Genomic DNA, 14,318 nt, shown 5'->3' on the forward strand with positions numbered 1-14,318 from the left:
AGGTTCCCTCAGACGGCGCGTTCGGTCGACTGGATCACCCCGGTATTGAAGTCGTACTCGAACAGGTCGCCGTAGCGGCCCCACTCGATTGCCACCCGCAGCGCCCGTTCGGCTTCCTCTTCGCTCAGCGTAAAGCGCAGCAGCTTGAGGAACAGGTCTTCGGGCAGGTCGCCCGAGCGGTCCTGGGTCAGGCCGTGGCAGATGTAGGCGATCAGCGGCACGTGTTCGAGCAGCTGCTTGCCGAACACGGCCTGGCGTGCGCCGCTGTCCTCGGTGGCCACGTAGCGCGCACCGAGTTCCGTCAGCAGGATGTCGCCGTCGAGCAGGTGGGCAAAACCGAGCAGCAGCAAGGCGTTGGTCACCTCGAGCAGCTCGGCGTCGGTCAGATCGGTTTCCTCGGCCAGCTGCGGCAAGTCGGCACGGCCGACGAACGGCTCTTCGGCCAGCAGTTCCAGTATCCCTTCCATGTGCGCGATGTCGGCCTGCGGCAGACGGTCGCCCAGCTGCAGCTTGACCTCCTTTTCGCTGATCGGTCCGCGCCGTCCGGCGCCGGCCGTCATCAGTTCGTAGACCTTGTCGATCAGGTGGCGCACTTCGGCGCCTTCGGCCTTGCGCGGCTGCGGCAGTGCAATCGGCAGCTCGGCGCGCACGCGGCCCGGGTCGCTGGCGAAGATCAGCACGCGGTCGGCCATCATCACCGCTTCCTCGATATTGTGCGACACCACCAGGATGGCCTTGGTCGGAATGCGGCCGGACTGCCACAGTTCGAGGATTTCCTCGCGCAGGCGCTCGCCGGTCAGCACGTCGAGCGCGGAAAAAGCCTCGTCCATCAGCAGCACTTCCGGTTCCATCACCAGCGCGCGGGCGATGCCCACGCGCTGGCGCATGCCGCCCGACAGCTCGCGCGGCAGCGCGCCTTCGAAGCCGGACAGGCCGATCAGGTCGATCACGGCCGCCGCCCGGCGTTCGCGTTCGGCCGCCGGCATGCCCTGCGCTTCCAGCCCCAGCTCCACGTTCTTTTGCACGGTCAGCCACGGGAACAGCGCAAACGACTGGAACACCATGCGGATGCCGCGCGCGGTGCCGTACAGCGGCATGCCGCGGTACAGCACCTGGCCGGCATCGGCCTGGATCAGCCCCGCCATCAGGCGCAGCATGGTCGATTTGCCGGAACCGGACTGCCCCAGCAGGGCGACGATTTCGCCTTCGTGCAGGGTGAAGTCGACGCCTTCGAGCACGGCGCGCGCGGAGCCGTCGGCCGCGCGGAAATGCTTGGCGACGCCTTTGAGTTCGACGATGGGAGTGGTCATGATTGCTCCTAGAAATGCAGCCGGCTCTCGGCCATGGTGTACAGGCGGCGCCAGACGAAGTGATTAAAGCCCATCACGAAGATGCACATCACGCCGATGCCGAGCGCGATGCGGGGAAAGTCGCCGGCGGCCGTCATCTCGGCGATATAGCTGCCCAGGCCATGGGCCTTGACGGTGGTCGCGCCCCAGCTCACGTATTCGGCCACGATGCTGGCGTTCCACGAGCCGCCCGAGGCGGTGATCGCGCCGGTCACGAAGCTGGGAAAGATCGCCGGCAGCAGGTAGCGCCGCCATTTGAGCCAGCCGGTCAGGCCGAAGTTCTGCGCAGCCTGGCGCAACTCGGTCGGAATGGTGGAAGCGCCGGCGATTACGTTGAACAGCAAATACCACTGGGTGCCGAGGATCATCAGCGGCGAGAGCCAGATATCGGGATTGAGCTGGTAGCGCATGATGACGATGACCGCCACCGGGAACACCAGGTTGGCCGGAAAGGCGGCCAGGAACTGCGCCACCGCCTGGGTGCGCGACGCCCAGCGCGGATGCATGCCGATCCACACGCCTACCGGCACCCAGATCAGCGCTGCCAGCAGCAGCAGGCCGATCACGCGCAACATCGTGTACACGCCCAGCACCAGCACGTGGCCCACTTCCGACCAGCCCACCTCGGTGCTGATGAAGTGGCCGAGGCTCCACAGGGCGTAGAACACCACGGCCACGATCACCGCGTCCCACACGCGCTGCGGCACCAGCGACGGGTGGTCGCGGCGGGCGCGGATCGAGGTGCCGTCGTGGCCGAGGCGGAACAGCGCGATCGAACGCGACAGCAGACGCCCGCACCACGCGACGAATTGCTGGGTGCGGTCAGTGCGGCGCAGCCAGGTCAGCAGCCAGGAATGCTGGGCCGTGTCGCCGCCGGTTTCCTCGAAACGGAACTTGTCGGCCCAGGCCAGCAGGGGACGGAAGAACAGCTGGTCGTACATCAGCACGGCGATCAGCATGGCAAAGATGGCCCAGCCGATGGCGCCCAGGTCGCTCTGCTCGATGGCCAGCGCAATGTACGACCCGATGCCGGGCAGCTTGATGTTCTGGTGCGAGACCGAAATCGCCTCGGACGCCACCACGAAGAACCAGCCGCCCGACATCGACATCATCATGTTCCACAACAGGCCCGGCATGGCGAACGGCAGCTCCAGGCGCCAGAAGCGCTGCCAGCCCGAGAGCTGGAACACCCGCGCCGCTTCGGCCAGCTCGGCCGGCACGGTGCGGAAACCCTGGTAGGCCGAGAAGGCCATATTCCATGCCTGCGACGTGAAGATGGCGAAGATCGCCGCGCACTCGACGCCCAGCAGGTTGCCCGGAAACAGCGCGATAAAGGCGGTGACGGTGATCGACAAAAAGCCCAGGATAGGAATCGACTGCAGGATGTCGAGCAGCGGCACCAGCACTTTTTCAGCCAGGCGGTACTTGGTGGTCAGCGCGGCGAACACGCAGGCGAACACCATCGACGCACCGAGCGCGATGAACATGCGCAAGGTGGTGCGCAGCAGGTAGTAAGGCAGGTTGGTCGGGTCGAGCGAGAGCGGCAGCGCCTGGCCCAGCTCGTAGGGGCGCGCCATCTGCTGGCCGCCGTAGGCCAGCAGCACGAACAGCGCCAGCACGATGGGCAGCAGCGCCCAGTCCCAGCGGTTACCGCCGGCTTCCACCACCTGCCGGGGGAAAAATTGCCGTTTTTTATACATGGTTGTGGCTCCCGGACACTGAGATTGGCCGCCATTCTAAGGGAATCCGGCATGCCACCATATTACAGTTGTGAAAGTCCGGAAAGGAATTTTGCGCTACATGAAATAAATGACGGAAATGATGATCCTTGTCAAAAACTAGTCGCTCTCCCAGGATTTATCGATATTTTATTGCTGAATGAACATAAAAACGTCATTTTCGTCAAATTCTTTTGTTTCCATGTAGAAATTACAGTACACTGTTTTCCATTGGCTGCACGCCGGCCCGCCCTTCCGAGAGACCAGATGCCTAACAGTAAAGATTCTGTCCTGACCACCCGCGCGACCGCCGAGTTGCTGGGCGTGGCCGTGAGCACGGCGCAGCTGTGGATCGAGAATGGTGCGATTCCGTCGTGGAAAACGCCGGGCGGACACCGCCGCGTGCGCCTTTCGGCGGTCAAACGCCTGATGGAGCAGCGCGGCCTGGCAGCGCCGGCAGCCATGCCGGTCGCGGCGCCGCGCCCTGTGCCAGCGACGGCCAGCCATGCAGAATTCCTGCCTGCCGCCACGGCTGCCTACCCGGTCTCGCATGACGAAGCCCGGCGCCTGCTGGCGCTGGACGCTACCGGGCTGGTCGATACGCCTGCCGAATCGGTGTTCGACCGCCTGACCTGGCTGGCCAGCCAGATGACCGACTCGCCGATGGCACTGATCAGTCTGGCGACTGCGGAGCGGCTGTGGTTCAAGTCGCGCGTCGGGGTGGACGCCGTGGAGACGCCGCGCGACTGGGCGTTTTGCAGCCACGCGATCTTGCAGGATGGCCTGTTCATGGTGGAGGATGCGGCGCGCGATCCGCGCTTCCAGGACAGCCCGCATGTGACCGGTGCGCCACATATCCGCTTTTATGCCGCCTTCCCGCTGTACGACAACGACCAGCTGCCGCTCGGCACTTTGTGCGTGCTGGACCGCGAACCGCGCCGCCTGCGCGATCGCGAAATCCGTGCCCTGCGCGAACTGGCCGATATCGCCTCGGAAGAAATCCAGCGCCGAACGCGCCCCTGACACCCGATCCCATGGCATGCCGGCCTCACCTCCGCCAGCATGCCGCAATGCTTAGCACCACGTAGTTCCCGGCGCCGCCCAGAGTTCGCGACTGCCACACCGTTACTCACCGGAGTAGCACCACCCTAGTCGCCGCTTAGCGGTATCGTTTCCCACGCTGCACGCTGCCTGTGGAAACGTCGAACGTTTCCAGGAAGATCATCATGAACGCATTTAAAAAACTTAACATCGGTACCCAGTTGTCGCTGGGGTTCGGCATGGTCACGGCGCTGATGGTGCTGCTGGCCGCGGTCGCCATCTTTGGCGTGAGCGCGATCAGCGCCGCCTTCAAGCAGCAGGAACGCATCAATACCGATCACCTGGCGCCGCTGGTGGAGGCGCGCGAAGCGCTGGCGCAAACCGGCCTGTCCGCCCGCAACGCCTACATCGACAAGGCCCAGGCCAGCAAGGAACTGGCCATCCTCGACGAGCAGCGGGCCATCTACCTGAAAGCGCTCGAACAGCTGACTCCTTACTATGCCGGCAACCCCCAGTTCGACAAGGTGCGCACCGGCCTGCTGGCGATGGCCAAGGAACTGGACAAGCCGCGCAAGTTCCGCGAGGCCGACGAGATGGAAGCCTACGGACAGTTCCTGGTCAACGAGTGCAGCCCGCTGCGGCGCCAGATCGTGGCCGACATGGCGGTGCTGGTCAAGGCAGCCCAGAAAGAAGCCGGCGTGGCCAGCGAGCTGTCGGAACAGCGCGCAGAAAGCGCCCGCTTCTGGGTCGTGGTACTGGCCGCGACGGCGTTTGTGCTGAGCATCGCCATTACCTGGCTGATCAAGCATGTGCTGCTGCGCCAGCTGGGCGGCGAACCTGCGTACGCCACCGAAATCGCCGGCAAGATCGCCCATGGCGACCTGGCCGTGGAGGTCGATGTCAAGCCTGGCGACCAGGACAGCCTGCTGTATGAAATCAAGAGCATGCGCGACAGTCTGGCCGCCATCGTGGGCAAGGTCCGCGAAGGCACGGTCGAGATCAACACGGCCTCCGGTGAGATTGCGGCGGGCAATGAAGACATGTCGAACCGTACTGCGCACCAGGCCTCCTCGCTGGAAAAAGTGGCCACCGCCATGGAAGAGCTGACCTCGACCGTGCGCCAGAACGCCAGCAATGCCCAGCAAGCCAACACCCTGGCGCAGACCGCCTCGTCGGTGTCCGAACACGGTGGCGCGGTGATGCAGCAGGTGACCGAGACCATGGAATCGATCAACGAATCGTCGAAGAAGATCGTCGACATCATCTCGGTGATCGACGGCATCGCGTTCCAGACCAACATCCTGGCGCTGAACGCGGCCGTGGAAGCGGCCCGCGCCGGCGAACAGGGCCGCGGGTTTGCCGTGGTGGCCAGCGAAGTGCGCAACCTGGCCCAGCGCTCGGCCTCGGCCGCCAAGGAAATCAAGGCGCTGATCGACGATTCGGTAAGCAAGGTGGGCAGCGGCACCGAACTGGTCTCGAAAGCCGGCACCACGATGCAGGAGGTGGTCAGCAGCGTCAAGCGCGTGACCGAGATCATGAGCGAGATCAGCGTGGCCAGCGCCGAGCAGAGCATCGGCATCGAACAGGTCAATGGCGCCATCGGCGAGATGGATGGCATGACCCAGCAGAACTCGGCACTGGTCGAAGAAGCGGCCGCCGCTGCCCATGCGCTCGACCAGCAGGCGTCGGCACTGACGGAAGTGGTCGGCGTGTTCAAGCTCGGGCACGAGAGCGCCGTCGCACGGCAGGCGCCGCAGCGCACCGCGCCAGCGCAGCGGACCGGCAGCCTGCGCCTGGCCCGCAACTAAGGTCTTATTTGAGCCAGCCGCGCCGGCGGAAGTACCAGAACGGCGCGATGGCGCTGGTGACCATCAGCAGCAGCGCGAACGGATAGCCGGCGCGCCACTCGAGTTCGGGCAGCCACTTGAAGTTCATGCCGTAAATCGAGGCGATCAGCGTCGGCGGCAGGAAGGCCACGCTGGCCACCGAGAAGATCTTGATGATCTTGTTCTGGTTGATGTTGATGAAGCCGACCGTGGCGTCCATCAGGAAGTTGATCTTGTCGAACAGGAAGGACGTGTGGCCATCGAGCGATTCGATGTCGCGCAGAATCTGGCGCGCATCCTCGAACTGGTCGGCGTTGAGCAGGCGCCCGCGCATCAGGAAACTGACCGCGCGCCGGGTGTCCATCATGTTGCGGCGGATGCGGCCGTTCAAGTCCTCCTCGCGCGCGATCGAGTTCAGCGCGGCTGCCGCATCGTCGTCGGTGAAGTGCTTCTGCAGCACGCGGCCGCTCACCTCTTCCAGGCTCAGATAAATGCCTTCGAGCGCATCGGCCGAATATTCGGCGTCGGTCGCGTACAGGTCCAGCAGCACGTCCATGTAATCGCCGATCGAGCCGGGCCGCGAGCGCGCGCGCATGCGCACCAGGCGGAACACGGGCAAGTCGTCGGTATGCACCGAGAACAGCATCTTGCGCGCCAAGATGAAGGCCACCGTGACCACGCGTGACGGGCCGTCGTCTTCTTCTAGCAGGAAGTCGGTACGCAGGTGCAGGTCACCGTTTTCCGCCTCGTAGTAACGGGCCGACGCTTCGATGTCCTTGACCTCGTCCTCGCCCGGCAGCGTCACGCCGTAGATGGTGCGCACCCATGCCCGCTCGTCGTCGGTGGGGTCGGTCAGGTCCACCCACACCGGCTCGGCGTTGACGAGATCTTCGCGCGTGTCGATCGGTACCTGGTTGAGCCGGCCATTCTGGAGTACGAAAACATTGATCATGGGTGAGGAGCCTTCTGGAAACAGCGCAAGTGTACCCGGAAAGATGCCGGCTAAGCCAGCCTGCCCTCCTGATCGGGCAGATTTTCAATCCAGACGGCTGCTATGGCACCTCGACGGCATTCATGCGGGCCAGGATGGTGGCTGTGCGGCGGTTCAGGTAGCTGGTGTCGCGGTGCTTGTCGTAGTAGCGCGGATTGGGCAGCATCACGGCCAGCCGGGCCGCCTGGCCGGCGCTGAGGCTGGCCGCGCTGGTGCGGTAGTAATGGCGCGACGCCGCTTCCGCGCCGAAGGTGCCGGTGCCGAATTCCACCACGTTCAGGTAGATTTCATAGATGCGCTGCTTGTCCATCAGCATTTCGAGCATGTACGTGATCACCAGTTCCTGGCCCTTGCGCACATAGCTGCGCGAGCCGGACAGGAACAGGTTCTTGGCCAGCTGCTGGGTGATCGTCGAGCCGCCCGCCACCACCTTGCGCTTCTTGCTGTTTTTCTCGTAGGCCTTTTGCATCGCTTCCCAGTCCACGCCCTCGTGCTCGGCGAAATTGGCGTCTTCGGAGGCGATGATGGCGCGCTTGAGATTGTTCGAGATGCGGTTGTACGGCACCCAGGTCTGGCGGATTTCCGCTTTCGGATCCTTCTCGCGCAGGGCCGACTGCTGCGCGCGCATGAAGCTGGTCATGCCCGGATTGTGGTCCACCCACCACCAGATCTGCAGGAAGAAATACAGCTGCACGCACAGCACCAGCAGCAGCGGCACGATGACTACCCACTTGACCCAGCCGAAGCGGCTGCCGCTGCGCACGGCCGGCTTCCTGGGCGACTGCTTGGCCGCCCTCATCGCTGCTCGCGCAAGGACTGCAGCACCGGCGCGGTGTCGGGGTGAATGCCGCGCCACAGGGCAAACGCTTCGGCCGCCTGCTCCACCAGCATGCCCAGGCCGTCGCGCACGGTGGCGCCGTGGCGGGCCGCGAACTGCAGGAACACGGTCGGCTCCTTGCCATACATCATGTCCAGCGCCAGCGCGCCCGGTGCGAACACGGTCGCCGGTACCGGCGGCAATTCGGCGCCGAGGCTGGCCGCGGTGGCGTTGATCACCAGGTCGAATTCACCCGCAAGATCGGCGTAACCGCAGGCCGACACCACGCCGGCGCCGCCGAGGGCGGCAAACTGCCCGGCCAGCGCCTGCGCGGTGGCGACCGTGCGATTGGCGATCACCAGTTGCGCGGGACGGTGTTCGAGCAGCGGCAGCACCGCGCCGCGCGCGGCGCCGCCGGCGCCCAGCAGCAGCACGCGCCGGCCGGCAACCGGCACGCCGGCATTGTTGACGATATCGGCCACCAGGCCGGCGCCGTCGGTGTTGTCGCCGATGATGCCGTCGTCGGTGAAGTGCAAGGTATTGACGGCGCCGGCAGCCTGGGCGCGGACGGTCAGCGCCTGCGCCACTTTCACGGCCTCGAGCTTGAATGGCACGGTGACGTTGGCGCCGCGTCCGCCTTCGGCGATGAAGGCGTGAACGGCAGCGGCAAAGCCGTCGAGCGGCGCCAGCCGTTTTTCGTACGCCACGGCGTGGCCGGTCTGGGCCGCAAAGGCGGCGTGGATCTCGGGGGACTTGCTATGGGCAATCGGGTTGCCGAACACGCAGTAGCGGTCGGCCGGTGCCGGAATGGCTGTCATTATTATTGTGCTCCGCCGAGCATGTCGGCTTCCAGTTTATCGTCGCGGGTGAAGCGGAAGGTGGTGATGATGACCCACAGGTCGTCGCGGTCGGTCGAGCGCATATTGGCCGGGAACTTGCCGAACGGCGCGGCGCGGCGGACGATGTCGATCGCCGCCCGGTCCAGCGCCGGGTTCTTCGAACTGGTGGTCACTTCGATACCGCCTTCCTTGTCGTAGATGGTGCCGTCCTGGAACACCGGGATCGACAGCACCAGCTGGCCGTACAGCTTGCGGCCGTTTTTTTGCGGGAAGTTCAGCGTGCCCACGTCCTCGATGCGCTTTTGCAGGGTCTTGTAATACATGGCGTAACCGACGCCGCGCGTGCTGGGACTGAGGAAGGTCTTGCGCGGCCGCTTGTTCTGGTCTTCGATGGTCTCGCTGATCTCGGCGGCGCGGCGCGCGATCGCCTTGCTCGACTCGAGCAGGTCGGCGCCGCTGGCCAGCGGATCGGGCTTGGCGTCTTCGGTCACCTTGGGCACGTTGAACGGTTGCTTGCGCTTGACCTGGTTGAGCAGGTTGCGCTGCTGCTCTTCCAGCGCGGCGATGCGGCGCTGGGTGGCAACGATGCTGTCGCCGGTCTCCATCTTGCGCATATCGGGCAGCGGCGACTTGGACCGTCCCTTGTCCACCGTGCCGCCACCGTCCAGGTTGGCCTGGGCCAGCGCCTCGGCCTTGAGCGGCGCATTCTTGTGCTTGGCATTGACGAGGATGACTTCCAGCCCGGGATCGGTCGGCTTGACCGGGTTCGGCGGCGGCGCCACGAAGCGCACGGCCAGCAACACGCCATGCGCCAGCAGCGAGACGCCGATGGCGGTGTACAGGAAGCGATTTTGCTGGAATGACTTCACGCGGTGCCGAAGAGATGGATTGGATTGGGCAATTTTACGTTAAAACAATCCGCTGGCGCTAACGCCGTCATTCCCGCGAAGGCGGGAATGACGGACCAGAAGACAATGGTGCTATTGGTGCGGCAGGCTACCGATCGTCGGTGTCGGTGTCGGTGTCGGCATCCGTGTCGGCGGCATCAGCATCGGTGTCGACATCAGCACCCGTGTCAGTATCGGTGTCGGTCTCAGCATCGGTGTCAGCATCAGCGTCCACCTCCGCCCCTGCTTCCGCCTCGACCTCCGCCGCCACTTCCGGCGCATCGACCGCCTCTTCCGGCAGGTCCAGTTCCTCGTCGAAGTCTGCCTCGGTCCCAGCAGGCACTGCTGCCGGGATTTCAAGCAGGCGCGCTTCGATCGTCAGTTCCAGCTCGTCCCAGCGCAGGATATCGAGCCGGACCTGGGCGCCGCGCGCTACCGACGGCATGCCGGGCAGGCGGATGATCAGCGGCAGGTCCGCCAGGCGCAGCACTTCGTCCTTGAGCACCACGGCATCGACCTGGCGCGCGTTTTCCTGGCCCAGCCAGCGCAGGCACCAGTAGCGTTCCATGTTAGCCTGGTGGTCGCCATACGCCGCATACGCGGCATCGAATTGCGAGACGATGGCAAACAGCGCCGCATCCTTGTGCTTGAACTTGGCGACCAGCGGCGCGGTCACGCCCTTCTCGGCGCAGGCCAGGATCTGCCACTGGTTGACCAGGTCGGTATAGCGGCGCAGCGGCGAGGTGCTCCACGCATACTGGTCCACGCCCAGGCCCTGGTGCGGCGCCGCGTGCGTGAGCATGCGCACCTGCATCTTGGCAGCCCAGCCGCCCACGCCCTGGCCCTGGCTGCGATAGATGCCGGGCACGCCGCAGTCGTGCATCAGCTTGCCCCAGGTGCTGTTGGCAAAGATCATCAGCTCGGCCACGATCTTGTCGAGTGGCGCGCCGCGCTTGCGGCGGCTGACCGTGACCACGTCGTCTTCCACGTAAAAATTGAAATCGACGCGGTTGTTCTGCTCCGGTTTCAGGCCGAACGCTTCGCGCTTGACCATGCGCGCCGCTTCCAGCACCTGCGCCCATTGCCAGATCAGGCCCAGCGCTTCCTTGTGCGGATAGTCGCCGGCGCCGCTGGCCAGCGTTTCCTCGTTGACCAGGTCGTCGAGGTCGTTGTGGCGCAGGTTATTGGCGATCGGCACCATCTCGGCGCGGGTGTCGGTGGCCAGCACCGACCAGTCGGCCGGATCGAGGGTCGCGTACAGCGACAGCGCCGGGCAGGTCTTGCCCTCGGCCAGCGTGAAGGCGTCGACCACGCTGTCGGGCAGCATGGTGATCTTGTCGCCTGGCATATACACGGTGGACATGCGCGCGCGCGCCAGCTTGTCCACGGCGTCGTCGGGCTTGATGGCCAGGCCCGGCGCGGCGATGTGGATGCCGATCCGGACCTTGCCATCGTCCAGGCGGGTGACCGAGAATGCATCGTCGATCTCGGTGGTGGTGACATCGTCGATCGAGAACGCCTGCACGTCGGCCACCGGCAAACCGGTCGGCGGCAGCGGCACCGGAACGTCGGGGAAACCGGCGCCGCGCGGGAAGTTCTCGAACAGGAACCTGGCCATGTGGAAGTCCTTGGGCGAGGCGATGCCGCCCACGTCCAGCATCAGGCGCTGCGGGTTGGTCTGCAGTTCGCTGCAGGCCGCATCGAGCGCCTTGTATTCGATGCCGTTCTTGTCCGGCTTGAACAGCAGCTGCAGCACGATCGGCTGCATCGCTGCCGGCAGCTTGCCGGCTTTCAGTTCCTCCACGTACTGGGCCTGGATCACGGCCTGCTGTTTCTTTTTCTCGATGCCGGCCTGGGCGGCGCGCAGCGACTGCTCGGGCGCCGCCTTGTAGCGGCCACGGCCCTTCTTGTAGAAATAGATCGGCGCCGAATGCAGGGAGAGGATCAGGCCGGCCGCTTCGGCCGGCAGCGGCGCATGGCCGAAGTACTCGGCGCCCAGCTCGGCAAAACCGAATTCCTCTTCCCCGGCCACTTCCCACAGGAAGTCGAGATCGATGTCGGCGGACACGGCCTTGGCCTGGTCCAGCAAGTCGGTCGGCGACGGCTTTTCGTATTGCAGCAGCACGTCCTTGATCTTGACCTTGGTGCGCTTGCCGCTGGCCATCTCCACCTGGTAGGCCTCGCCTGCCTGCGACATGATGGCACCGACCTTGAAATCGCCCGACTCTTCGAAAAATAAATTCATTGCTCGTTCTTTATAGTGACTTGTTTCAGTTCCAGCACGGAAGGCAAAAACACTTCCGTCACCAGCAGGGTACCGCGCCGGCGCCGATAGAGACAGCGTCGTGCATATAATATGTCGGTCAGCGCCGCCTCTGCCCCCAGGGCCGACCGCGCCCTCAGCGCCAGCGGATGTCCTTCCCGCAATCTTGCAAATTCCAGCACGCTGCGCCGCACCAGCGGATCGCCGAACAGCGTGGTGCCCAGCGAGCGCTCGCCCAGCGCACCGAACAGCGGCCAGTCGCTGGCCGTGGCCGTCAACGGCACCACCGTGTGCGCAAACACTGCCGCCGTATGATCACACCGCAGCAGCACTTCCCTTTCCCATACCCTGCCCTGCCTGGGCAGATCGAGGGCTGCTACCTCGTCCGCCAGGCAGGTGGCCGGACGCTGGTGCAGGCACTGGACGCGAAACGCGTGGCTGTGCGCTTTCAACCTGGCCGTGAGCGAACCGGCCGTGGTCAGCCAGTCGCGCAGCGGCGCCGGCGCCTCCGGGAAAAACAGTTGCGGCCGCCACAGCGCCAGGCGCAGCGACGCACCACGCGCGCAGCGCTGCGCGCTCACGCTGCCGCCTGGACGCCGCAAAACGCCAGCACCGTGTCCGCATAGTCGGCAAACTCGGCGATGCCATGGTCGCTGCCATCGATCACGTGCTGGCGCGCGCCCGCATAATGCTTGACCATGTCGCGGTAGTCCAGCACTTCGTCGCCGGTGGCAGCGATCAGGAAATACCGTTCGGGACGGGTGATGCGGTCCACCGCCAGCGCCCGCAATTCATCGATGTATGCGCGCTTGAACTCGAACGGCTCGTCGGAGTGGTAGTGCGTGCTCACGCCCACGTGACGGTCGAGGTCCTGCAGCGGCACGATGGCCGGATTGAGCAGCACTGCGCGGCAGCCGAGACGCTCGGCCAGCCAGGTGGCATAGTAACCACCGAGCGACGAGCCGACGATGGCCAGCTGCTCGGCCGGCACGCCGGCCACCAGCGACAGCGCCAGGTCGATCGCCAGCTTGGGCGAGGCCGGCAGCTGCGGGCTGAGCAGCTGGTCGGACAAGCCGAGCTCGGCCACGCGGGCGGCCATGATGCGCGCCTTCATCGACTGCGGCGACGACCGGAAACCGTGCAGGTACAGGATCATGCGAGCGCTTTCAGCAGTTTTGCGTGAACGCCGCCGAAGCCGCCGTTGCTCATCACGATCACGTGGTCGCCCGGCCGCGCAGCCTGCGCCACGGCCGCCACCAAGGCGTCGAGGTCGTCGAAGGCGCTGGCCTTGTCGCCGAGCGGGGACAGCGCCTCGCCCAGGCTCCAGCCCAGCGCAGCGGCGCTGCCGAAGCCGAACACCAGGTCGGCCTCGGCCAGGCTGCCCGGCAGCGCCTCCTTCATGGCGCCCAGCTTCATCGTGTTCGAGCGCGGCTCCAGCACGGCCAGGATGCGCTGGCCGTTGCCGAGCTTCTGGCGCAGGCCGCCGACGGTGGTGGCAATCGCGGTCGGGTGGTGGGCAAAATCGTCGTAGACCGTCACGTCGCGCACCACGCCGCGCACTTCCATGCGGCGCTTGACGTTCTCGAACGTGGCCAGCGATTGCGCAGCCTGCGCCACCGGCACGCCCACATGGCGGGCGGCGGCAATCGCGGCCAGCGCGTTCGCGCGGTTGTGGCGGCCGGTCAGCTGCCAGGCCACGTGGCCGGCTTGCTCACCGTTGAAGATCACGTCGAAGCTGCCGTCGCCGTGTTCGACCAGCGACCAGTCGGCGCCCTCGGCGCGGCCGAAGTGTTCGCGCTCGCTCCAGCAGCCGCGCTGCAGCACGCGCGCCAGCGACTCTTCGTTGGCGTTGTAGATCACGCGGCCGATGCCGGGCACGGTGCGCACCAGGTGGTGGAACTGGGTCTCGATGGCAGCCAGGTCGGGGAAGATGTCGGCGTGATCGTATTCGAGGTTGTTGAGGATGGCGGTCTTGGCGTGGTAGTGGACGAACTTGCTGCGCTTGTCGAAGAAGGCGGTGTCGTACTCGTCTGCCTCGATCACGAAGAACACCGATTCCTTGTCGCCCTGGATGCGGGCCGAGACGCCGAAGTTGCGCGGCACGCCGCCGATCAGGAAGCCTGGCGCGTAGCCGGCGTCTTCGAGGATCCAGGTCAGCATGGCGCTGGTGGTGGTCTTGCCGTGCGTGCCGGCCACGGCCAGCACCCAGCGGTCTCTTAATATATGTTCGCCCATCCACTGCGGCCCCGACACATAGGGCAGGCCGCGGTTGAGGATTTCTTCCATCAGGGGATTGCCGCGCGAGACCACGTTGCCGACCACGTACAGGTCGGGTGCCAGCGCAGTCTGTTCGGGCCCGAAACCCTGGATCAACTCGATGCCTTGCGCTTCCAGCTGCGTGCTCATCGGAGGATAGACGTTGGCGTCGCAGCCGGTGACGCGGTGGCCCGCCTCTTTTGCCAGGACCGCCAGGCCGCCCATGAAGGTGCCGCAGATGCCGAGTATATGTATGTGCATAGAAATAAAACCGTGGGAACGTGATCGACCATGCCGTCGCGGAAGCGGTCAAATACGCGATTTTACCCGA

12 protein-coding genes are annotated in these 14,318 nt (G+C 65.3%); 2 read left to right on the forward strand and 10 right to left on the reverse strand.

The window, feature by feature from the left end:
- Positions 1–8 precede the first annotated feature (8 nt).
- Both ASF61_RS01335 and ASF61_RS01340 read right to left on the reverse strand, forming a co-directional pair.
- Positions 9–1,310 carry a nitrate/sulfonate/bicarbonate ABC transporter ATP-binding protein gene (locus ASF61_RS01335; RefSeq protein ID WP_056150376.1) on the reverse strand — a complete coding sequence of 434 codons (1,302 nt, stop codon included), beginning with the start codon at positions 1,308–1,310 and terminating at the stop codon, positions 9–11.
- An 8-nt stretch (positions 1,311–1,318) separates the two neighbouring features.
- Positions 1,319–3,049, reverse strand: coding sequence for an ABC transporter permease subunit (locus tag ASF61_RS01340; protein WP_056150378.1), 1,731 nt, complete (start codon positions 3,047–3,049; stop codon positions 1,319–1,321).
- Between the two features lie 285 nt (positions 3,050–3,334).
- Between ASF61_RS01340 and ASF61_RS01345 the strand changes: the two genes are divergently transcribed.
- Together ASF61_RS01345 and ASF61_RS01350 are read left to right on the forward strand one after the other, a co-directional pair.
- Positions 3,335–4,090, forward strand: coding sequence for a GAF domain-containing protein (locus ASF61_RS01345; protein WP_056150380.1), 756 nt, complete (start codon positions 3,335–3,337; stop codon positions 4,088–4,090).
- Positions 4,091–4,293: 203 nt separating this feature from the next.
- Positions 4,294–5,916 carry a methyl-accepting chemotaxis protein gene (locus ASF61_RS01350; RefSeq protein ID WP_056150381.1) on the forward strand — a complete coding sequence of 541 codons (1,623 nt, stop codon included), beginning with the start codon at positions 4,294–4,296 and terminating at the stop codon, positions 5,914–5,916.
- A gap of 4 nt (positions 5,917–5,920) precedes the next feature.
- Here the strand turns inward: ASF61_RS01350 and corA are convergent, their stop codons facing one another.
- The 8 genes from corA to mpl all read right to left on the reverse strand — a co-directional run bounded on the left by corA (position 5,921) and on the right by mpl (position 14,248).
- Positions 5,921–6,886 (reverse strand): magnesium/cobalt transporter CorA, encoded by a 966-nt coding sequence (gene corA, locus ASF61_RS01355; RefSeq protein ID WP_056150383.1) that lies wholly within the window; start codon positions 6,884–6,886, stop codon positions 5,921–5,923.
- Positions 6,887–6,986: 100 nt separating this feature from the next.
- Positions 6,987–7,724 (reverse strand): monofunctional biosynthetic peptidoglycan transglycosylase, encoded by a 738-nt coding sequence (gene mtgA / locus ASF61_RS01360; protein ID WP_056150384.1) that lies wholly within the window; start codon positions 7,722–7,724, stop codon positions 6,987–6,989.
- Entirely contained in the window at positions 7,721–8,560 is an 840-nt protein-coding gene (gene aroE, locus ASF61_RS01365) for a shikimate dehydrogenase (RefSeq protein WP_056150386.1), read from the reverse strand. The genes mtgA and aroE overlap by 4 nt, the downstream gene beginning before the upstream one ends.
- 2 nt (positions 8,561–8,562) lie before the next feature.
- Positions 8,563–9,450 carry an energy transducer TonB gene (locus tag ASF61_RS01370; protein WP_056150388.1) on the reverse strand — a complete coding sequence of 296 codons (888 nt, stop codon included), beginning with the start codon at positions 9,448–9,450 and terminating at the stop codon, positions 8,563–8,565.
- Between the two features lie 127 nt (positions 9,451–9,577).
- Positions 9,578–11,713, reverse strand: a complete 2,136-nt coding sequence (locus ASF61_RS01375; protein ID WP_082491146.1) for a ribonuclease catalytic domain-containing protein — start codon at positions 11,711–11,713, stop codon at positions 9,578–9,580.
- A complete protein-coding gene (locus ASF61_RS01380; RefSeq protein WP_082491147.1) occupies positions 11,710–12,312 on the reverse strand; it encodes a chorismate lyase in 603 nt (200 codons plus the stop codon). Before ASF61_RS01380 ends, ASF61_RS01375 begins: the two co-directional genes overlap by 4 nt.
- The gene (locus ASF61_RS01385) at positions 12,309–12,887 is read right to left on the reverse strand and encodes a YqiA/YcfP family alpha/beta fold hydrolase (protein WP_056150390.1); all 579 of its coding nucleotides are present in this window, start codon (positions 12,885–12,887) and stop codon (positions 12,309–12,311) included. Before ASF61_RS01385 ends, ASF61_RS01380 begins: the two co-directional genes overlap by 4 nt.
- Complete coding sequence (mpl, locus tag ASF61_RS01390; RefSeq protein WP_082491148.1) at positions 12,884–14,248, reverse strand: UDP-N-acetylmuramate:L-alanyl-gamma-D-glutamyl-meso-diaminopimelate ligase; 1,365 nt, start codon at positions 14,246–14,248, stop codon at positions 12,884–12,886. The genes ASF61_RS01385 and mpl overlap by 4 nt, the downstream gene beginning before the upstream one ends.
- Positions 14,249–14,318 lie beyond the last annotated feature (70 nt).

The sequence above is a fragment of the Duganella sp. Leaf126 genome, assembly GCF_001423125.1.
Classification (GTDB): Bacteria; Pseudomonadota; Gammaproteobacteria; order Burkholderiales; family Burkholderiaceae_D; genus Rugamonas.